The organism is Streptomyces virginiae, assembly GCF_000720455.1.
GTDB lineage: Bacteria > Actinomycetota > Actinomycetes > Streptomycetales > Streptomycetaceae > Streptomyces > Streptomyces virginiae.
This window is the reverse complement of sequence record NZ_JOAK01000008.1, coordinates 1-21,178: the sequence shown is the minus strand read 5'-3', so window position 1 is coordinate 21,178 and position 21,178 is coordinate 1. Positions and strand designations below refer to the sequence as shown.

Genomic DNA, 21,178 nt, shown 5'->3' with positions numbered 1-21,178 from the left:
CGGGGCGTTATGCCTCGACGAGCACCGGGCCGGCCGGGGTGAGGGACTCGCGCAGGATGCGGGCCTGCTCGGCGGAGTCGTCGGTGGCCAGGAGCGCGGAGAGGACCGCGATGCGGGCCTGTCCGGCGCGCAGGGTGCCCGTCGGGACGGCGCCGGCCGCGACGAGGTCCACCGCTCCGCCGTGCGTGTAGATCTCGGTGACCGGCCCGGCCATGACGCGCGTGGTCAGGGCGACCAGCACCCCGCGCGCGACGGCGGCGCGGACCGCCTCGACGATTTCCGGGGTGGCGTTGCCCGCGCCGGTCCCGATGAGGACGAGGCCGCGGGCGCCGGACTCGACGGCGGCGTTCAGCAGCGCCGGGTCGGCGTCGGCGTGGTGCATCACCATGTCGACGCGCGGCGGGAGTTCGGGCATGGCGGGCAGCGGGAGTGCGGCCGGGCGCTGGGGGGTGCGCAGGATGGCGACCTTGCCGAAGCCGATCTTCCCGAGCAGTTCCTTGGAGGGGTCGGCGAACGCGTCCAGGTCCACGGCCTGCGTCTTCACGGTGCCGCGCGCGGCGTGCACGCGTCCGGCGAAGGCGATCAGGACGCCGAGCCCGCGGGTGGTGGCGGCGGTCAGGAGCGCGTCGTACAGGTTGCCCGGTCCGTCGCCGTCGGCGGTGCCCATGGGCCGCTGCGAGCCGGTGAAGACGACGGGGCGCGGGTCGTGGTGGTGGAGGTCGACGAGGAACGCCGACTCCTCCAGGGTGTCGGTTCCGTGGGTGACGACGATGCCGTCGACGCCGGGGTCGGCGAGCACCTCGTGCACGGTGCGCAGGAGGGTGAGCTGGTGGGCGGTGGTGAGGCGGGGGCTGTTCACGCTGAACAGGTCGACGACCTCGACGGTCATGCCCTCGGGCAGCGGCGCCGTGGCGATGACCTCGCTCCCGTCGGCGTCCGCGGCGAAGCCGGAGCCCTGCCAGCGGCTGGCTATCGTGCCGCCGGTGCTGATGACGACGATCCGTCCCATGCTGCGTGGCCGCCCTTCTCCGTCGCAACTCACTCGTACATTTGTACTCAAAGCAGCAATGATAGAGCGATCTGTGCGCAATGTGCTTGCGTCTTCCGCCGGGGTGGCCGAGAAGCCGTGGGTGATAATTGCGCCATGGACGCCATTGACCGCGATATCTTGCGCGAGCTCCAGGCCGACGGGCGGCTGAGCAACCAGGAGCTCGCCCAGCGCGTGGGGCTGACCCCGTCCCCGTGCATGCGCCGGGTGCGTCAGCTGGAGCAGGACGGGGTGATCCAGGGCTACCGCGCGGTGATCGACCCCGAGGCGGTCGAGCGCGGCTTCGAGGTGCTCGTCTCGGTCGAGGTGCGCCGGGACCGCGCGGCGGTCGAGGCCTTCGAGGCCGCCCTCCAGGACATCCCCGACGTGATCGAGGCGTACCGCCTCTTCGGCAGCCCCGGCTGCCTGCTGCGGATCGCGGTCGCGGACCTGCGTGCGTACGAGCGGCTGTGGATCGAGAAGCTGACCGCCCTCACCGGCATCACCGAGGTCAACTCGCAGATCATCATGAAGCGCATCAAGGAACCGACGGGCCTGCCGGTCGACCGCGGACCTTCCTGATCGACGGCGCGGCCGGGGAGCGGGCCCCGGCGGACGGCGGCGGGAACGCCCGTGCGCCGACGGCTCTCGGGGCCGTCGGCGCACGGGCGTTCCGTTCCTCGCAGGGGGTCAGCGCAGGGCGCCGGCCTCCTGTTCGCGGCGCTGCTGGGAGGGCAGGACGGGGGCGGTGCGGCTGAGCTTCTCGCCCTCGACGTCCATGTTCGGCAGCACCCGGTCGAGCCAGCGGGGCAGCCACCAGGCCGACCGGCCGAACAGGGCGAACAGCGCGGGCACCAGGGCCATGCGGACGACGAAGGCGTCGAAGAGGACGGCGACGGCGAGGCTGAAGCCGACCATCTTGACGAAGACGTTGTCCTCCATGATGAAGCCGGAGAAGACGCTGACCATGATGATCGCGGCGGCGCCGACCACCCGGCCGCCGTAGCGGAATCCGGTGACGACCGCGTCCTTGGGCTGCGCCCCGTGCACGTGGGCCTCCCGCATCCGGGTCACGAGGAAGACCTCGTAGTCCATCGCGAGGCCGAACACGACACCGATCATGAAGATCGGCAGGGTGCTCATGATCGGGCCGGGCTGTTCGACGCCGAAGAACTCCCCGAGCCAGCCCCACTGGAAGACGGCGACGACCGCGCCGATGGCCGCGCTCACGGAGAGCAGGAAACCGAGGGCCGCCTTGAGCGGGACGAGCAGCGAGCGGAAGACCAGGACCAGCAGGAGGAAGGCGAGTCCGACGACCAGGCCCAGGTAGGGCAGCATCGCGTCGTCGAGGGTCTGGGAGAAGTCGATGAACAGGGCGGTCTGACCGGTCACCAGGATCTCGGCGCCGCCGTTGCCCGAGCCGAGGGTGCCGGCGACTCCCCGGATGTGTCCGACGAGTTCCTCGGTCTCGGTCTCGGTGGGTCCGGTCTTCGGGATGACGGTGAGCACCGCGGTGTCGCCCTTGTCGTTGGGCGTGGCGGGGGTCACCGTGGCGACGCCCTCGACCTTGGCGAGCTCCTTGCCCACGCCGGCGGCGGCGGTCGCCGCGTCCTTGGCCTGGACGGTGACCATCAGCGGGCCGTTGAACCCGGCCCCGAAGGACTCGGACAGCATGTCGTAGGCCTTGCGCTGGGTGGTCTCCGGCGCCATGGTGCCCTCGCCGGGCAGGCCGAGCTGCAGGCTCGCGGCCGGTACGGCGACGACGCCGAGGCCGACGACACCGAAGAGGAGGACGACGAGCGGGCGGCGGACCACGAACCGCGCCCAGCGGGTGCCCAGGTTCGGCTTGCCGCCCTTGGCGGCCCGCTTGTCGGCCTTGCGCTGCTGGCGCTCGGTGAGGGGCTTGCCGCTGTACTGCTTGCGGTCGCGGCGGGGCATGACCTTGATCGGTGCGAAGCCGAGGAGGGCCGGGACGAAGGTGACCGCGATGAGGACCGCGACGGCGACCGTGCCTGCGGCGGCGAGGCCCATCTTGGTGAGCATCGGGATGTTCACGACGGCGAGGCCGGCGAGGGCGACGATGACGGTGAGTCCGGCGAAGACGACGGCGGAGCCGGCCGTGCCGACGGCCCGTCCCGCGGCGTCCTGGCGCTCGCGGCCCTCGGCCATCTCGGAGCGGTAGCGGGAGACGATGAACAGGGCGTAGTCGATGCCGACCGCGAGGCCGATCATCAGCGCGAGGGTGGACGTCGTGCTGGACAGACCGAGGGTGCTGCCCAGCGCGGTGATGGCCGCACCACCGATGGCGACGCCCAGGATGGCCGTGAGCAGGGGCATGCCGGCGGCGATCATCGAGCCGAAGGTGAGGACCAGGACGATCGCGGAGATCAGGATGCCGATGCCTTCGGCGCCGCCGCCCGGTGCTCCGTCGACCTTGACGGCGTCACCGCCGGCCTCGACGACGAGTCCGGCGGCCCGGGCGTCGCCGAGCACCTTGTCGAGGCCGTCGTGGGCCTCGTCGGTCAGCTTGAGCGCGGTCAGCTTGTAGGTGGCGACGGCGTAGGCCGTGGTGCCGTCCTGGCTGATGGCATTGGTGGCGAAGGGGTCGGACGCGGAGACCACGTCCGGCGCCTTGGCGAGCGCTCCGACGAGCGCCTCGACCTTGGCCTTCTGGGCGGGGTCGGAGAGCTTCTCGCCGCCGGGCGTACGGACGACCACGCGGGCGGTGGCGCCGTCCACGCTCATGGCCGGGAACTTCTCCTTCAGCAGGTCGAAGGCCTTCTGGGACTCCGTACCCGGCATGGAGAACGTATCGGCGGGCGGAGCCGGCGCGGTGGAGGCCGCGAAACCGACTCCGACCAGGACGGCGACCCACAGCAGGGCGACCAGGCCTCGTCGCCGGAAGGCGAACCGACCCACTTTGTAAAGGAAAGTGGCCATAACGAAAAGAACTCCTGTTTGAATCGGTGGTGCGAGCGGGGGTGGTTCGGTCGGGCAGGGCGATCGGCGCGGCCGGCCGTAGGCCCGGCCCTACGGGGCGCCTTCCGTGACGCCATGATGGCACACATATGGCGCCACTGTCGCGCCATTTCTGCGCCATGGGGCCGGAGTGGCCGGATCAGGAGGCTCGGCGCACGGCCGTACGGGGGCTGCGGCGCGAGTGGGCAGAACCCGCCGACCTGGGCGATCGGGGCCCGGGGCGAGCGCGGATTGGGTCAAGCGCGGGACAAAAGAAGGCAGTTGATACCGGCCACCACTCGCCGCGGCCGCCCGTACCGGGCCGTGGCATCGCCCGCGGCCACATGGCGCCATCATGGCGCCACGATGGTCGGTGGATAATCGGCCCGGCACGACCGACGCGCTCATCGCCGCACCCCGTCCGACCCCGGCTCCGGGCCCGCCCCCTGGTCCGCCTCCTCGTCCGCTTCGGGGTCCGGCACGATCACCGTGCCGACCCCCTCGTCCGTGAACATCTCCAGCAGGACCGCGTGCGGGACCCGTCCGTCGATCACACGCGCGGTGCCGACGCCGCCCCGCACGGCGTGCAGGCAGCCGGTCATCTTGGGGACCATCCCGTCGGCGAGCTCCGGCAGCAGCTTCTCCAGCTCGCGGGCGGTGAGCCGGGCGATGACCTCGCCGCCGGCCGGCCAGCCCGCGTACAGGCCCTCCACGTCGGTGAGCATCACGAGCGCCTGGGCGCGCAGCGCGGTGGCCAGCGCGGCCGCCGCCGTGTCGGCGTTGACGTTGTAGACGTGGCCGTCCTCGGCGCTGCGGGCGACGGACGAGACGACCGGGATGCGGCCGTCGGCGAGGAGCGCCTCGATGGCGCCGGTGTCCACGCGGGTGATGTCGCCGACCCGGCCGATGTCCACCGGTTCGCCGTCGACCCACGGCACGTGCCGGACGGCGGTGAGGGTGTCGGCGTCCTCGCCGGTCATGCCGACGGCCAGCGGGCCGTTCGCGTTGATCAGCCCGACGAGTTCGCGCTGGACGCGCCCGGCGAGCACCATCCGGACCACGTCCATCGCGGGCGGCGAGGTGACCCGCAGGCCCGCCTTGAACTCGCTGACCAGGCCGCGCCGTTCGAGTTCGGCTCCGATCTGCGGGCCGCCGCCGTGGACGACCACGGGCTTCAGTCCGGCGTAGCGCAGGAAGACGACGTCGCTGGCGAAAGCCGCGGTCAGCTGCTCGTCGACCATGGCGTGCCCGCCCAGTTTGATGACGACGGTGCGGTTCTGGTGGCGGGTCAGCCATGGCAGCGCCTCACAGACGGACCGCGCCTTGTCCAGGGCGGTCCGCCGGGGGGTCGTCATGAGAACCTCGTGCGCAGGGTGAAGAGAACGGCCGGCCGCGCTGGCGACGCTCATCGGCACAACTCCTTCTGTGGAGGACTCCGGCTCCCGGGGACGTGAAGGACCACGGCACGGGGCCGTGGTCGCCCGTCCAGCATTGCGCGCGATAAGGCGCGACCGGAAGTCCGTTCCCGGGAACTCGACCAGAACCGCGGGAATTTGGTGCAAGGTGTTCGGAGCGGGAGCCGTCCCGTCAACAGGACGGCGGGACAAACGCGTCGACGGTGCCGGCGGGACGCCCCGTCCCCACACCGGGCTCCACCGGGCGGCCGAAAGGTGCCATGATCGGGCACGGCGGTCCCGCCAACTCCCTCCCCCTTAATGGATGACGGTCCGTTTCCCGTCCGGGAAGCGCACCGTGAACGGCTTGAATTGGAGTGGATTCATGAGCAGCAACCCGTTCGACGACGCTGACGGCCGGTTCTACGTACTGGTGAACGACGAGGACCAGCACTCGCTTTGGCCGTCGTTCGCCGAGGTTCCCGCCGGCTGGCGCATCGTTTTCGGTGAGGAAAGCCGCCAGCTGTGCCTGGAGTACGTCGAGGCGAATTGGACCGACCTGCGGCCGCAGAGCCTGCGCGACGCGATGGCCGCGGACCGGGTTTCCGCCGACGCCGCGTGAAGTGATGGGGGTGCCGCGTATTGCGCGCATTCCGCGGAACGGCCGATGACGTACGAAGGGTGGGCCCCGGTGCTGGACGAACAGCACCGGGGCCCACCCTTCGGCCGTGCGGGGGATCCCGGGTCAGGCCCGGACGGCCGCACCCGCGCCGGCGGCCTCGACGGCACGCGCCCCGGCCAGTTCCTGCTCGGCCCTGCGCAGGACGATGGAGTCGGCGATCTCCCCGCTGCGCACGGCGATGTTCGACAGCAGGGACGACGACAGGCCGTGGGTGTGCTCGGTGCCGCCCTGGAGGTAGATCCCGCAGGACAGGCCCGACGCGGTGACGAGGCGGTAGTCGCGCTCCACCCGGTGGCGGCCCGTCTCGTCGCGCAGGAAGTGCCGGTCGAAGTCGCCGAGCAGGCCGGCGGGGTCCATGCCCTCGTAGCCCGTCGCGAAGACGAGCGCGTCGACGTCCAGCTCCTGCGGCTCGCTGTCGAGCAGCGAGTTGAGGGTGAGCCGCGTCTCGTTGCCGACCCGGCCGACCTCGGCGACCCGGGTGAGGTTGAGGAAGTGCAGCCGCTTGTCGCCGCGCACCTCCTCCTCGTACGAGCGCTGGTGCAGGGCGCGGATCACCTCGTCGTCGACGACGGAGTAGTTCGTGTTGCGGTGGTAGCGCCAGAAGGCCTCCCGCGCCCGGTCGGTGCCGAAGTAGTACTCGTCGACCGCGGCCGGGTCGAACACCTGGTTGGCGAAGGGCGTGTCGTCCGCGACGGAGTACCCGTAGGACGGGATGACCGCGCTGACGCGCGCGTGCGGGAGCGTGTCGTACAGGAACCGGGTGATCTCGGCCGCGCTCTGGCCGGCGCCGACCACCGCCACGCTCTTGAGCTCGTTGGGGTCGAGGCCGCGGAACCTCTCCAGGAACTGGGAGCTGTGCCAGACCCGTTCGTCCGCGGTCACCCCGGCCGGCAGGCGCGGCACCAGGCCGGTCGATATGGCCACGTTGCGCGTCTTGACCAGCCGGACGTCGCCGCCGGCGCCCCGCACCTCCAGCTCGAGGTGGTCGGGGGATCCGCGCCCGGCGTCCCCGGCGGGCCGGATCGCGGTGACCTCTGATCCGTAGGACACCCGGTCGGCGAGGCCCGCCGCCGCCCATTCCAGGTAGTGGTGGAATTCCTGCCGGGTCGGGAAGAAATCCTGGTTGTTGACGAACTGCACCAGGCGCCCGGCCTCGTGGAGATACGAGACGAAGCTGAACCGGGACACCGGATTGCGGAAGGTCGCCAGGTCCTTCAGGAACGAGATCTGCATGGTCGTCGACGGCAGCAGCATGTTGCGGTGCCATCCGAACGACGCCTGGCGCTCGAAGAACACGGCCTTCACCGGACGGTCCGGAACGTTGGCCCGGTGCTCTTCCAGAGCGATTGCGAGCGACAGGTTGGACGGGCCGAAGCCGATGCCGACCACGTCGTGAATTTCATGGTTATGCGTACCCGTTGTACCCATAGACAATTCTCCCGCTAGCGTCTTGGAATCTCGACCGGTGATCCGGGAGACCTTTCTTCAGTATTGCGCCGGAGAACGTCCCGGCGCCAACCTGAAGGCACCAACAAGGCAATCCGAGCGGCCTTTGCGCGATCCGAATACCGAAGGCCGGTGTCCCGGTGACGGGACAGCGGTACGGTCGGTCCGGATTTTCATGTATTCACGCACCGCGCCGACCGAAAGGGTGAATTCAGGATGTTCGTCCCCAGTAACTACCGTGAACCCGACAGTTCATGGATGACCGATCTGATGCGCGAGAATCCATTGGCCCTGGCGGTGACCAACGGGACCGTCGAGGACGGCCCGTTCGCCACGCATCTGCCGGTCATCGCCGATCCGCAGGAGAATTTGGACGCATGGGCCCCGGACCTTTCAGGGGCCAGGCTCCTCGGCCACATGAACAAGGCGAATCCGCACTGGGCGGCAATGAAGACGGGCGGCGTCGTCCTGCTGACCTTCACCGGCCCGCATTCCTATGTCTCCCCGACGGTGTACGAGAAATCACCGGCGGCCCCGACATGGGATTTCACCTCGGTGCACGTACGCGGCGTCGTGGAGAAGATCGAATCGAGCGAGGAGACGATGGAGGTGGTGCGGTCCACCGTGCGCGCCTTCGAGGAGGCGAAGTTCGGGACGGGCTGGGACATGACCGACTCGGTCGGCTACTTCCACCAGCTCCTGCCGGGCGTGGGCGCCTTCCGGATCACCGTGACCGGCGCCGAGGGCATGTTCAAGCTCAGCCAGGAACAGCCCGCCGAGGTGCGCGGACGGGTGCTGGAGTCCTTCACCCACAGCGGGTGCCCGCGGCAGCGCGACACGGCCGACCTCATGCGGCAGCTGCCCTGATCCGGCGGACACCCCCGCGGGGCCCGCACTCCCCCGCGGAGTGCGGGCCCGTGCGCCGCGGGCGGCCGCGCGGTGCGTCAGGCACCGGAGGCCGGCCCTTCGGACCCACCCCGCTCCGCGGGCGGCTTCGGCCCCTCGATCTCCAGCGGCCCACCGGGTGCGGTCGGCGCCGTGAGCTCCGCCGGCCCGTCCGCGGCGTCCAGCCTGCCGAGTTCGGCCAGGGCCTGCTTGGCCGCGCTGTCCAAGGTGACGAGCACCCAGCGCTCGAAGTCCACGCCCGCCTGCTCGGCCGCCCGGTGCCACCACTGCAGACGGCTGCCCGGCACTTCGAGCCTCCGCGTCGGTTCCGCGGGGACCCGGACCCGGTCCTGGCTCTCGCGTGCGGCGCGGATGGCGCCGCGCAGCTGCTTGGTGGTCCATCTGCGCTGCTCGGCGCGGTCGAGCCAGGTCTCCTGCTCGTCGTGCGGCAGGGACGCCAGCTCGGCGTGGTGCTGGAAGCTCAGGGAGCCCCGCCGCCGGCTGAAGTCGAAGCGGCGGGAGACCCAGGCGTAGTTGCGCAGGGTCTGGTACTGGAGCCCCGCGGCCCGGATCCCGCGCTGGTAGCGGTCGGTGTAGTGGTCCTTGCCGTACACGAGCCAGTCGCCGAGCCACCAGGATGAGGAATCCACGATTCCGGACAGCTGGCGCCCGGCCTTCTCCCAGTCGTCGAAGGACATCCCGGCCGGCATCTGCAGGCCCACCTTCGTGGTCAGCACCTGGCCGCGCCGCGGGTCCTCGCCCATGCCCCTGCGCGCCCTCGGCGCCGGCTCGGGGGCCGGACGGATCTGCCCCGTTCTCGATCCGTCGATGTCGCCGGCCTGAATCGCCATCGTGCCTCCATGTGAAGGGGTCCCCCAGAACAGGTGTGGAGGCTCGCAGCACGTGCTAAAGGCGTGCCAAAGTCGCCCGGGCGCACGCGCCTTCGGGGCGTCTTCGGGGCGTCTTCGGGGCGGCGCCGTCCCGTCGACGGGACGGGCCGGCCGGCTCGTCGAACAACCGAACGGCCGTCGTACGCCGTCGCCCTCTGTCGTCGCCGTTCTGTTCTCCGCCTCCCGGGCGAGAGGTATGTTCATTCTCGGCCAGAGTTTCTCCGCAGCGGCTCAGCAGAATTCACATCGCCGCCGGCTCGGCTTTCTTCACGAGGCACCAGAGGTAAAGCGGAACGGCTATGGCCGTTTTCCCGCGCCCGCACTGCGCCTCCCTATTCAGCTAATTCAGTCGATTCAGCAGGAGCAGGAGGATCGGAAATGACGCACTCCCGGGCCCACAGGTCGCCCGTCTCGTCGCGTGCGGCCCGGCTCAAGGGCAGCGGCCTGACCGAGGTGTTCATGCTGGCGCGGACCCGTGACGCCGTCGATCTGGCGGTCGGCACCCCCGGCCACCCCGAGACCTCCGCCGACATGATCGAGGAGGCGGCCCGTGCCGTGCGGGCCGGCCACAACCAGTACGAGCACCCCAACGGGGACGCGACCCTGCGGCAGCGGATCGCGGAGTCCCTCGGCACCCCCACCGACCCGGACACCGAGGTCACCGTCACCGCGGGCGCGACGGAGGCCCTCTTCGTCGCGCTGCTGGCGACCGTCGATCCCGGCGACGAGGTCATCCTCTTCGACCCCGGCTTCGACCACTTCACCGCCGCCGTCGAACTGACCGGGGCCGTACCCCGGTACGTACGGCTGCACGCGCCGGAGTGGCGCTTCGACCCCGCCGAGCTGGCCGCCGCCTTCTCCCCCCGCACCCGGGCCGTCGTCCTGAACACCCCCGGCAACCCGACCGGACGCGTCCTCACCCGCCAGGAGCTGGGCGAGATCGCCGAGTTGTGCGAGCGCCGGGACGTCACCGTGATCTCCGACGAGGTCTACCGCGCCTTCACCTTCGACGGCCGTCCCCACGTCTCCGTGGCCGACGTGCCCGGGCTGGCCGAGCGCAGCATCGTCGTCGGGTCCCTGTCCAAGAGCCACGCCGTCAGCGGATGGCGGCTGGGCTTCCTGCGGTCCGACCCGGTGCGCACGGGCGCGCTGCGCCAGGTGCACGAACTCACCACGCTGGGCGCCGCTGTCCCGCTCCAGGTGGCCGCCGGACGGACCGCCCACGGCGTCGACCCGACCGTCGCGGCGGCCCAGATGGCGCAGCGGCGCGACCTCGCCCAGGACGTCTTCTCGCGCATGGGCATGAAGTTCACCCCGGCGGAGGGCGGTTGCTTCCTCTTCGCCGACATCGGCCCGCTCACCGGCGGCCGGCCGGACAGCCTCGGCTTCGTCCGCGAACTCCTGGACCGGACCGGGGTGCTGGTCGTCCCCGGAACGCCCTTCTTCGCCGACCCGGCCGACGGGGAGAGCTACGTGCGCATCGCGTTCAACCGGCAGGTCTCGGTCCTGCGCGAGGCCGAGCGCCGCCTCTTGAACACCTGATCGCCGACCACAACGGGGAGGAAAGGCATGAAGCACCGCAGCGCCGGCCCGCTGGGCCCGCTTCCGGAGTTCCTCGGCCAGTACGTGGCCGGGGAGGGCCAGGTCCCGGACGGCATCGACGTCGTCCCGTTCTTCACGCCCGCCGGCGACAAGATGTGGCTGGTGTGCGACTACGCACTGGCCCGCCGGGTCCTGACGGACCGGCGGTTCAGCCGCGCCGAGGCCGTCACGCCGCAGGCCCCCAAGCTCAACGACGCCCAGCCCGTGCCGAATTCCATGATGAGCATGGACGGTGCGGACCACTCCAGGCTGCGGCGCGTGGTGACCAGGGCGTTCACCACCGGCCGCACCGCCGCCATGGCCCCGGCCGTCGAGGAGCTGGCCGACCGCCACCTCGACGCCCTGGCCGCGTCGGGGCCCGGCACCGACCTGATCGAGGCCCTCGTCGCACCGCTGCCGCTGGCCGTCCTGTGCTCGCTGCTCGGCGTTCCCCCCGAGGACTCCACCCGCTTCCGCGACTGGGTCGAGGTGCTGTTCGACATCTCGGCCAGTACCCCGCAGGAGAAGGCCCGGCGCCGCCTCGAACTCATCGACTACATGGCCGACCTGATCGACCGCAAGCGCCGCCGGCCGGAGGACGACCTCCTCACCTCCATGATCGCGGCGCACGAGCAGGGCGACCTGTCCATGGGCGAGCTGCTCACCATGGGGCTCACCCTGCTGATGGCCGGCTACGAGACCGTCGTCGGGCAGCTCGGCCTGTCGGCGCACGCCCTGCTCCGCGATCCGGCCGCGTACCGGGAGCTGTGCGGGCGGCCCGACCGGCTGGCCCCCACGGTCGAGGAGCTGCTGCGGCTGACCCCCTCCACCCCGATCAGCTTCCCCCGGGTCGCGGTGGAGCCCGTACCGCTCGGCAGCGTCACCGTCCAGGCCGGGGAGGGCGTCATCGTCTCCCTGCTGCACGGGAACCGGGACGGCAAGACCTTCGCCGAACCCGGACTGCTGGATCCGCAGGGGCACGACGCCGCACACCTGACGTTCGGCCACGGGGTGCACCGCTGTCTGGGCGCACCGCTGGCCAGGCTCCAGCTGCAGACCGTGCTGGAGCGTCTGATGCGGCGGTTCCCCACCCTGCGGCTGGCCGCGGGCCCCGACGCCGTGGTCTGGAAGGACGGCCTCGGTACCCGGGGGCTGGCCCGGCTGCTCGTGGACTGGTAGCCGAGCCGTCGCGCGCCGCGCGCGCCGCGGGCCGGTCGTACAGGCGGGTCGCCTCCGGGGTGTTCCGGGCGTCCCCCTCGAAGTGCTGCTCCCCGGAACACCTTTGGACTTGGAGTGAGGATCCGCATGTCTGTCGAGACCACCCGCCGCGATGCCGAGTTCGCCGGGACCGCCGGGGAGCCCGTCGCCGTCATCGGGCTGTCCTGCCGCGTCCCGGGAGGGGACGGAGCCGAGGGCTTCGACCCGGCGTTCTTCGGCATCGGGCCGGAGGCGGCCGCGTCGGTGGACGAGCGGCAGCGGCTCCTGCTGGAACTGTGCTGGGAGGCCCTGGAGCAGGCCGGTACCCTGCCGGCCTCGCTGCGCGGCTCCGCCGGTACGGGGCTCTTCCTCGGGGCGGACGCCGAGGGCGTCACCGGGGAGGTCGCGGCCGTGTTCGGCCTGACCGGTGCGCACCGGACCGTACGCGCGGACGCGGCGTCCGCCCTGGCGGCGGTGCACCTCGCGGCGGAGAGCCTGCGCGCCGGGGAGAGCCTGATCGCCCTCGCCGGCGCCACGGACGGGGCCGTCGTCGTCCTCAAGCCCCTGGCCCGGGCCGAGGCGGACGGCGACAGGATCCTCGCCGTGCTCGGAGCCACGGGCCCGGCCCCCGAACCGGACGCGGCCCGGCCCGCGTCCGAAGCCGGGGCCGGAGCCGGGGTTCGGCTGGCCGGGGCGGTGCGCTCCGCCGCGGCCGGGCGGCCCGGCGTGGTGCGGGCGGTCGACTTCGACGGGGTGGTGTGGGGCGTGGAGGTCGACGGGACGCCCCGTGACGGTGCACAGGTACGGTCCACCGGGCGGCCCGCCGCCTTCCGGGCCGGGGTGCTGCCGTGGGTTGTCTCCGGGCACACCGCGGCGGCCGAACGCGCCCGGGCGGGGCAGCTCCTCGCGCAGCTCGCCGACGGCGCCGGCGGACACCCCGGCGCCGCCGATGTCGGGCACTCCCTGGCCGTCTCGCGCACCGCGTTCGCGCACCGTTCGGTCCTGCTGGCCGCCACCGGGGCCGAGTTCGCCGAGGAGCTGGCCGCGCTCGCCGAGGGCCGCCGCGGCCCCGGACGCGTCAGTGCCACGGCCGCGCCGCGCGACCGGACCGTCTTCGTCTTCCCGGGCCACGGCGCGCAGTGGCCCGGCATGGCCGCCGACCTGCTCGACGGCTCCGACGTCTTCCTCGCCAGTGTCCGGGCCACCGCCGAGGCGCTCGCCCCGTACGTCGACTGGTCCCTGGAGGACGTGCTGCGCGGGGCGCCGGGCGCGCCCGCTCTGGACCGCGTCGACGTCGTCCAGCCCGCACTCTTCGCGACCTCCCTCGGCCTCGCAGCCCTGTGGCGCTCCTTCGGCGTCGAGCCGGCCGCGGTCGTCGGCCACAGCATCGGCGAGATGGCCGCCGCCGTCGTCGCGGGCGGTCTGAGCCTGGAGGACGGTGCCCGGGTCAGCGCGCTCTGCGGCAGGGCCCAGGCCCGGCTCGCGGGCAGGGGCTCCATGCTCTCGATCCTGCTGCCCCTCGACGAGGTGCGCTCGCGCACCGCCCCGTACGGCGAGCGGCTGTCCGTCGCGGGCGTCAACGGTCCGCGGTCGATCGCGGTCGCCGGTGACCTGGACGCCGTCGAGCGGCTCCAGGAGGAGCTCACCGCCGACGGCGTACGGGTCAGACGGGTCGCCATCGACTACGCGGCGCACTCCGCGCACATCGACGAGATCCACGAAGAGCTGCTCACCGTGCTGGCGCCCATCCGGCCGCGCAAGGGCACCGTCCCCTTCCACTCGGCCCTGACGGGCGCACTGCTGGACACCCGCTCGCTGGACGCCTCGTACTGGTTCCGCAGCCTGCGCGAGCCCGTGCTGTTCGAGAGCTCGGTCCGGTGCGTCGCCGACCACGACCTCTTCGTCGAGATCAGCCCCCACCCGGTGCTGACCCTGCCCCTCGAACAGACCCTGGAGGACACCGGCTCCACCGCCGTCGCGGTCGGTTCGCTGCGGCGCGGGGCGGACGGACCGCACCGCTTCCTGTCCTCCGTGGCCGAGGCGTACGCGCACGGCGCCCCCGTGGACTGGAGCCCCGCCTTCCCCGCGGACGCCACGGTCGTCGACCTGCCCACGTACCCCTTCGGCCTCCGCGCTCCCGATGCCCGCGCCCCCTTCCGGAGCGGCGGGGACCCGGAGCGCACGGCCCGGTTCCTGACGGACCTGGTGCGCAACGAGGTGGCCCTGGTCCTCGGCCGCGGCAACGGCGCGGACGTCGACCCGGCCCGCACCTTCCAGGAACTCGGCTTCGACTCCGCGACCGCGGTGGAACTGCGCAACCGGCTCGTCGCCGCCACCGGACTGAAACTGCCCACCACCCTCCTGTTCGACCGGCCCACCCCCGAGAAGCTGGTCGCGCGGCTCGCCGAGCTCTCCGGGGCGGTGCCCGCGCACCGGCCGGTCTCCCGGGCCGCCGCGCGCCGGGACCACGGCTCCGACGAGCCGATCGCGATCGTGTCCATGGCGTGCCGCTTCCCCGGCGGGGTGGAGTCCCCGGAGGACCTCTGGCGGCTGCTCGTGGAGGAGCGCGACGCCGTCTCCGAATTCCCCGGCAACCGCGGCTGGGCGCTGGAGACCCTCTTCGACGGGGACCCCGACCGTGCGGGCACCTCGTACACCCGCCAGGGCGGGTTCCTGCACGACGTCGACCGGTTCGACGCCGAGTTCTTCGGGATCAGCCCGCGCGAGGCCGCCGCCATGGACCCGCAGCAGCGCGTGGTCCTCGAAACCGTGTGGGAGGCGGTGGAGCGCGCCGGGATCGATCCGGCCTCGCTGCGCGGCAGCGGGACCGGGGTGTACGTCGGCGCGATGGCCCAGGACTACGGGCCGCGCCTGCACGAGGCGGGCGAGGGCGTCGGCGGCTACCTGCTGACCGGCACGTACACGAGCGTGGTCTCCGGCCGCGCCTCCTACACCCTCGGTCTGGAGGGTCCGGCCGTCACCGTCGACACGGCGTGCTCGGCGTCGCTGGTGGCGCTGCACACGGCGGCGCAGGCGCTGCGGGCCGGGGAGTGCGAACTGGCCCTGGCCGGCGGCGTGACGGTGATGGCGAGCCCCGGCATGTTCGTGGAGTTCAGCCGTCAGCGCGGTCTGTCGGTGGACGGCCGCTGCAAGTCGTTCGCGGAGGCGGCGGACGGCACGGGCTGGGGCGAGGGCGTCGGCATGCTGCTCCTGGAGCGGCTCTCCGACGCACGGCGCAACGGCCACGAGGTCCTCGCGGTCATCCGTGGGTCGGCCGTCAACCAGGACGGCGCCAGCAACGGGCTGAGCGCCCCCAGCGGCCCCTCCCAGGAGCGCGTCATCCTGGAGGCCCTCGCCGCCTCCGGCCTGTCGGCCGCGGACGTCGACGCCGTCGAGGCGCACGGTACGGGCACCCGGCTCGGCGACCCCATCGAGGCCCAGGCGATCCTGGCGACGTACGGCCGGGACCGCGACGCCGGCCGGCCGCTGTTCCTGGGCTCGCTGAAGTCGAACATCGGGCACACGCAGGCCGCCGCCGGCGCGGGCGGCGTCATCAAGATGGTCATGGCGATCCGCAACGGCCTGCTGCCGCGCACCCTGCACGTGGACACCCCGACCTCGCACGTGGACTGGTCGAGCGGCGCGGTCTCGCTGCTGACCGAGGCCACGCCGTGGCCGGAGGCCGGGCGGCCGCGCCGGGCCGGGGTCTCCTCCTTCGGCGTCAGCGGCACCAACGCCCACCTCGTACTGGAGCAGGCGGCGGAGCCGGTCGCCGCCGAGGCGCCCGCGCCCGCGCCCGCCGAAACCGGACCCGTCCCCTTCCTCGTGTCCGCGAAGAGCGACCGGGCGCTGCGCGCGCAGGCCGGCCGGCTCCTGGACCACCTGCGCGACCACCCCGGCGTCCGGCTCACGGACATCGGCCGCTCCCTCGCCGTCGGCCGCGCCCACTTCGACCGGCGTGCCGCTGTCGTCGCCGCCGACCGTGCGGAGCTGGAGCAGGGCCTGCTGGCCCTGGTGGACGGGGCCACCGCCCGCGGCGTCGTCACCGGGCAGAGCCGGCCCGCCGCCCGCCCCGTGTTCGTCTTCCCCGGCCAGGGCGCGCAGTGGGTGGGCATGGCGGCCGGCCTGCTGGAGTCCTCCCCCGTGTTCGCCGGCCGGATGGCCGAGTGCGCCGCGGCCCTGGAGCCGCACGTGGACTGGTCGCTCCTGGACGTGGTCCGGGGCGCGCAGGGGGCTCCGGGCTTCGAGCGCGTCGACGTCGTGCAGCCCGTCCTGTGGTCGGTGATGGTGTCCCTGGCCGCGGTGTGGCGCTCGCTGGGCGTCGAACCGGCCGCCGTGATCGGCCACTCGCAGGGCGAGATCGCGGCGGCCTGCGTGGCCGGCGTGCTGAGCGTCGAGGACGCCGCCCGGGTCGTGGCGCTGCGCAGCCGCGCGCTGACCGTGCTGTCGGGCCGGGGCGGCATGATGTCCGTGGCCCGGCCGGCCACGTGGGTGCGCGAGCGCATCGGCGCCTGGCAGGGCAGGATCTCCGTCGCCGCGGTCAACGGCCCCGCCCAGACCGTGGTCTCCGGCGATCCGGAGGCCTTGCGCGCGCTCCTCGCCCAGGTCAAGGAGGAGGGGGCGAGGGCCCGTCTCGTCGACGTGGACTACGCCTCCCACTCGGCCCACGTGGAAGCACTCGAAGACGAGCTGGCCCGGGTCCTCGACGGGATCGAGGCGGGACCGGGCGACGTCCCGGTGTACTCGTCGCTGACCGGGGCGCTGCTCCCGGACGCGCGCGTGATGGGCGCCGGGTACTGGTACCGGAACCTGCGCGAGACCGTGCAGTTCGAGCAGGCGGTCGGGGAGCTCCTCGCCGCCGGGCACCATACTTTCATCGAGGTCAGCCCGCACCCGGTGCTCACCATCGGGGTGCAGGCCGCTCTCGACGAGGCGGGCGTGCGGGGCACCGCCCTGGGCACCCTGCGCCGCGACGAGGACGAGGCCGGGCGGCTGCTGCTCGCACTGGGCGAGGCCCACTGCCACGGCATCGGCGTCGACTGGTCCGCCGTGTTCGCCGGTACGGGCGCCCGGCGCGTCCAGCTCCCGACGTACGCCTTCCAGCGGACCCGGTTCTGGCTCGACACCCCGGTCACGGCGGAGGACCCGGCCGGCCTGGGCCTCACCCCGGCGGAGCACCCGCTGCTGGGCGCGGTGACCAGCCTCGCCGACCGCGAGGGAGTCCTGTTCACGGGCCGCGTCTCCCGCCGTACGCACCCGTGGGTCGTGGACCACGCGGTGGTCGGCACGGTCCTGCTGCCCGGCACCGCCCTCGTCGACATGGCGGTCTCGGCGGGTGACCGCTTCGGCTACGACCGGCTCCGCGAGCTGGTCCTGGAGGCGCCGCTGATCGTCCCGGAGGAGGGCGGCGTCCACCTCCAGGTCGCGCTCGGCCCGGCCGAGGAGTCGGGCACCCGGTCCGTCACCGTCCACTCCCGCCCCGAGGGCGCGGCCGACGCGGAATGGACCCGGCACGCCTCGGGCGTACTGGCCACCGGCGAGCACCCGGTCCCCGCCGCCGCGCCGGCCTGGCCGCCGCAGGGCGCGCGGCCGGTCCCGCTCGACGACGTCTACGACCGGCTCGCCGACCGCGGTTACGAGTACGGGCCGGTCTTCCAGGGCCTGGGCCGGGCCTGGCTGTCGGGGCCGGGGACCTCGTCGGGGGCGGGGGCCTCGCCGGCGTCGGGGGCGGCGGTCGGGGAGCGGTTCGCGGAGGTCTCCCTCACACCGGAACAGCACGCCGACGCCTCGGCCTTCGCGATCCACCCGGCGCTCCTCGACGCTGCCCTGCACGCGATGCTGCTCGGTGACGGCACCGAGCTGACCATCCCGTTCTCCTTCAGCGGGGTCACCCTGCACGCCTCGGGCGCGACCGCGCTGCGCGTGCACGTGGTCCCGGTCGACGCCAACACGGCCTCGCTGACGGCGACCGACCCCGAGGGCCGGCCCGTCGTCACGGTCGACTCCATCACGCTGCGTCCGGCCGGTGACCTGCGTGCCGCGCGGAGCGCGGGGCGGCCCTCCGGGCTGCACCGGCTGGTGTGGCAGCCCGCGCCGCAGGCGGACGCGGAAGCCCCGGGCGGTGCGCAGACCGCTGCGGGGCTGTGGGCCGTGCTCGGATCCGACCCGCACGGGCTGGCCCCGGCCGTCTCGGGCGACACGTACGCCGACGTGGCGGAACTACGGACGGCTCTCGGCGACGGCGCCCAACTGCCTTCCTTCATAGCCCTGTCGGACGAGTACGCGGACGTGCACGAGGCGGTTCAGAACACCCTCGCCACCCTCCGGGAACTCCTCACCGACACCGCTCTCGACTCCACCCGCATCGTCCTGCTCACCCGCCGTGCCACGGCCATCAGCACCAACCAGGACATCCGCGACCTGCCCGCCGCGGCCCTGACCGGCCTCGTCCGCACCGCGCAGAACGAATACCCCGGCCGGCTCACCCACCTCGACATCGACGCCGCCGACACCGGGCAGCTGGCCGCCGCGGCCCACACCGCGGCCACCCACCCCGACACCCAGTACAGCCTCCGCGACGGCCGGCTCCACACCCCACGCCTCCGCCACCTCGTCACCCGCCACGGCGTCCGACACCTGCTCCTGACCAGCCGCAGCGGACCCGACGCCCCCGGGGCCCGGGAACTCGCCGACGAACTCACGGCGGCCGGCGCCCACGTCACCGTCACCGCCTGCGACACCGCCGTCCGCCAGTCCCTGCAGAACCTCCTCGACGCCGTGCCCGCCCGGCACCCCCTCACCGCCGTCGTCCACGCGGCCGGCGCCCTCGACGACGCCACCCTCGACAACCTCACCCCCCAGCACGTCACCCAGGTCCTCCGCCCCAAGGCCGACGCCGCCTGGAACCTCCACCGGCTGACTTCCCACCTCCCCCTCACCCACTTCGTCCTCTTCTCCTCCATCGCCGGCCTCATTGGCAACCCCGGCCAGGCCAACTACGCCGCCGCCAACACCTACCTCGACGCCCTCGCCCACCACCGCCACCACCATGGACTGGCCGCCACGAGCGTGGCGTGGGGGCTCTGGGACACGGCCAGTGCCATGACCAGCGGGCTGAGCGAGCTGGACGTCAAGCGGTGGGCCCGCAAGGGCGTGCTGCCGATCTCCGCCGAGCGCGGCATGGAGATCTTCGACGCGGCCCTCACCTCGCCGGAGCCGCTGCTCGCCGCGGCCGACCTGGACCTGCCGACCCTGCGCTCCCCCGACCGGTCGGCGCCGGCCCTGCTGCGCACCCTGGTCCGCGCCCCGCGCCGCCGCGCCGCCGCGGCCGCGGGCTCTTCCGGTGCCGGCGGTGGCTCCTGGGCCGAGCGCACCGCCGCGCTCCCGGCCGCCGACCGGCTGCGTACCGTCGGCGAGCTCGTGCGGACCACGGTCGCCGCGGTGCTCGGCCTCGCGGGCCCGGAATCCGTCGACGAGGACACGGCGTTCAAGACCCTCGGCATGGACTCGCTGACCGGGCTGGAGCTGCGGCGCCGGGTCGTCGCGGTCACGGGGATCACGCTGCCGGCGACCGCCGTCTTCGACCACCCCACCCCCACGGCGCTGGCCGAGTTCCTGGCGGGCGAGCTGGCCATCGTCGGCATGGCCTGCCGCTACCCGGGCGACACCCGCTCACCCGAGGACCTGTGGCGGCTCGTCGCCGACGGCACCGACGCCATCGGCCCCTTCCCCACGAACCGCGGCTGGTCCCTGGACCGGCTCTTCGACGGGGACCCCGACCGCGCGGGGCATTCGTACGCCCGCAACGGCGGTTTCCTCCACGACGCGGACCGGTTCGACGCCGAGTTCTTCGGGATCAGCCCGCGCGAGGCCGCCGCGATGGACCCTCAGCAGCGCCTGCTGCTGGAGACCAGCTGGGAGGCGGTGGAGAGCGCGGGCATCGCGCCCGCCACCCTGCGCGGCACCCGGACCGGTGTCTTCAGCGGTGCGATGTACAGCGAGTACGCCTCCCACCTGCGCAACGCTCCGGAGGCCGTGGAGGCCTACCGTACGACCGGCAACACGCTCAGCGTGGCGTCCGGCCGGGTCTCGTACGCGCTGGGCCTCCAGGGTCCGGCCATCACCGTCGACACGGCCTGTTCCTCCTCCCTCGTCGCCCTGCACCTGGCCGATCCGCGGGTCGGCCGTCAACCAGGACGGCGCCAGCAACGGCCTCACCGCCCCCAACGGACCCTCCCAGGAACGCGTCATCCGCGAAGCCCTCGCCGCCTCCGGCCTCACCACCACCGACGTCGACGCCGTCGAAGCCCACGGCACCGGCACCACCCTCGGCGACCCCATCGAAGCCCAGGCCATCCTCGCCACCTACGGCCAAGACCGCGACACCGACCGACCGTTGCTGCTGGGCTCCCTCAAGTCCAACATCGGCCACTCCCAAGCCGCCGCAGGCGTCGGCGGCGTCATCAAAATGGTCATGGCCATGCGCCACGGCATCCTCCCGCAAACCCTCCACGTCGACCGGCCGACCTCGCACGTGGACTGGAGCAGGGGGGCGGTGTCCCTCCTCACGGAGACGACCCCGTGGCCCGAGACCGGCCGGCCGCGCCGGGCGGGTGTGTCCTCCTTCGGCATCAGCGGTACCAACGCCCACGTCGTCCTCGAACAGGCCCCCGCCACCGAGCCGGAGCCCGCCGCCCCGGCCCCCGAGGTGGTGCCGATGGCGCCCTGGCTGCTGTCGGGTCACACGGAGTCGGCCCTGCGGGCCCAGGCGGACCGGCTGCTGGCCTTCGTCTCCGAGCGCACGGCGCAGTCGGAGCCGGCCGGAACTGCGCCGTCGCGGATCGCACCGGCGGACATCGGCCGGTCACTGGCCGGCGCACCGGCGCTCCTCGCCCACTGCGCGGCCGTCGTCGCGGACGACGGTGAGGGCCGGCTGCGGGCGCTCGCCGCGCTGGCCTCCGGGGAGGAGTCCGCCGACGTCATCGCGGGACCGCCGGCGGGACAGCGCGGCGGCAAGACCGCCTTCCTGTTCACGGGGCAGGGCAGTCAGCGGCCCGGCATGGGCCGTGAGCTGTACGAGACCCACCCCGTCTACGCCCGGACCCTCGACGAGGTCTGC

11 protein-coding genes and 2 pseudogenes are annotated in these 21,178 nt (G+C 73.1%); 7 read left to right on the top strand and 6 right to left on the bottom strand.

Features of this window, described 5'->3' with window-relative positions:
- Window positions 1–7 precede the first annotated feature (7 nt).
- Window positions 8–1,009: an asparaginase gene (locus IG86_RS0115050; protein ID WP_030824031.1), complete on the bottom strand. Its 1,002-nt coding sequence runs from the start codon at window positions 1,007–1,009 to the stop codon at window positions 8–10.
- Between the two features lie 135 nt (window positions 1,010–1,144).
- On the opposite strand from IG86_RS0115050, the gene IG86_RS0115045 reads away from it, so the two are divergent.
- On the top strand, window positions 1,145–1,609 hold the full coding sequence (locus tag IG86_RS0115045; RefSeq protein WP_030824030.1) for an Lrp/AsnC family transcriptional regulator: 465 nt from the start codon (window positions 1,145–1,147) through the stop codon (window positions 1,607–1,609).
- A gap of 108 nt (window positions 1,610–1,717) precedes the next feature.
- Here the strand turns inward: IG86_RS0115045 and IG86_RS0115040 are convergent, their stop codons facing one another.
- Both IG86_RS0115040 and argB read right to left on the bottom strand, forming a co-directional pair.
- Window positions 1,718–3,967 (bottom strand): MMPL family transporter, encoded by a 2,250-nt coding sequence (locus IG86_RS0115040; protein ID WP_030897184.1) that lies wholly within the window; start codon window positions 3,965–3,967, stop codon window positions 1,718–1,720.
- A gap of 422 nt (window positions 3,968–4,389) precedes the next feature.
- Complete coding sequence (gene argB / locus IG86_RS0115035) at window positions 4,390–5,340, bottom strand: acetylglutamate kinase (protein ID WP_030897183.1); 951 nt, start codon at window positions 5,338–5,340, stop codon at window positions 4,390–4,392.
- 424 nt (window positions 5,341–5,764) lie between these two features.
- On the opposite strand from argB, the gene IG86_RS0115030 reads away from it, so the two are divergent.
- The gene (locus IG86_RS0115030) at window positions 5,765–6,001 is read left to right on the top strand and encodes an MbtH family protein (RefSeq protein WP_030897182.1); all 237 of its coding nucleotides are present in this window, start codon (window positions 5,765–5,767) and stop codon (window positions 5,999–6,001) included.
- 123 nt (window positions 6,002–6,124) lie between these two features.
- Here the strand turns inward: IG86_RS0115030 and IG86_RS0115025 are convergent, their stop codons facing one another.
- Window positions 6,125–7,489, bottom strand: coding sequence for a lysine N(6)-hydroxylase/L-ornithine N(5)-oxygenase family protein (locus IG86_RS0115025; protein WP_030824015.1), 1,365 nt, complete (start codon window positions 7,487–7,489; stop codon window positions 6,125–6,127).
- Between the two features lie 234 nt (window positions 7,490–7,723).
- Between IG86_RS0115025 and IG86_RS0115020 the strand changes: the two genes are divergently transcribed.
- A complete protein-coding gene (locus tag IG86_RS0115020; RefSeq protein WP_030897181.1) occupies window positions 7,724–8,374 on the top strand; it encodes an FMN-binding negative transcriptional regulator in 651 nt (216 codons plus the stop codon).
- A gap of 77 nt (window positions 8,375–8,451) precedes the next feature.
- Here IG86_RS0115020 and IG86_RS0115015 read toward each other — a convergent pair whose 3' ends face one another.
- Window positions 8,452–9,243 carry an LmbU family transcriptional regulator gene (locus tag IG86_RS0115015; RefSeq protein WP_173429210.1) on the bottom strand — a complete coding sequence of 264 codons (792 nt, stop codon included), beginning with the start codon at window positions 9,241–9,243 and terminating at the stop codon, window positions 8,452–8,454.
- Window positions 9,244–9,660: 417 nt separating this feature from the next.
- On the opposite strand from IG86_RS0115015, the gene IG86_RS0115010 reads away from it, so the two are divergent.
- The 4 genes and pseudogenes from IG86_RS0115010 to IG86_RS45695 form a co-directional block, all read left to right on the top strand.
- Complete coding sequence (locus IG86_RS0115010) at window positions 9,661–10,824, top strand: pyridoxal phosphate-dependent aminotransferase (protein WP_030824007.1); 1,164 nt, start codon at window positions 9,661–9,663, stop codon at window positions 10,822–10,824.
- Window positions 10,825–10,851: 27 nt separating this feature from the next.
- Window positions 10,852–12,042, top strand: coding sequence for a cytochrome P450 (locus IG86_RS0115005; RefSeq protein ID WP_030824004.1), 1,191 nt, complete (start codon window positions 10,852–10,854; stop codon window positions 12,040–12,042).
- Between the two features lie 126 nt (window positions 12,043–12,168).
- Window positions 12,169–20,169, top strand: a pseudogene (locus tag IG86_RS44345) (SDR family NAD(P)-dependent oxidoreductase); the annotation flags it as partial.
- Between the two features lie 61 nt (window positions 20,170–20,230).
- Window positions 20,231–20,788, top strand: a pseudogene (locus IG86_RS45695) (ketoacyl-synthetase C-terminal extension domain-containing protein); the annotation flags it as partial.
- A 135-nt stretch (window positions 20,789–20,923) separates the two neighbouring features.
- On the opposite strand, the gene IG86_RS45690 reads toward IG86_RS45695, so the two are convergent.
- The coding region (locus tag IG86_RS45690; protein ID WP_338116746.1) for a hypothetical protein at window positions 20,924–21,178 on the bottom strand (255 nt) is incomplete at its 5' end.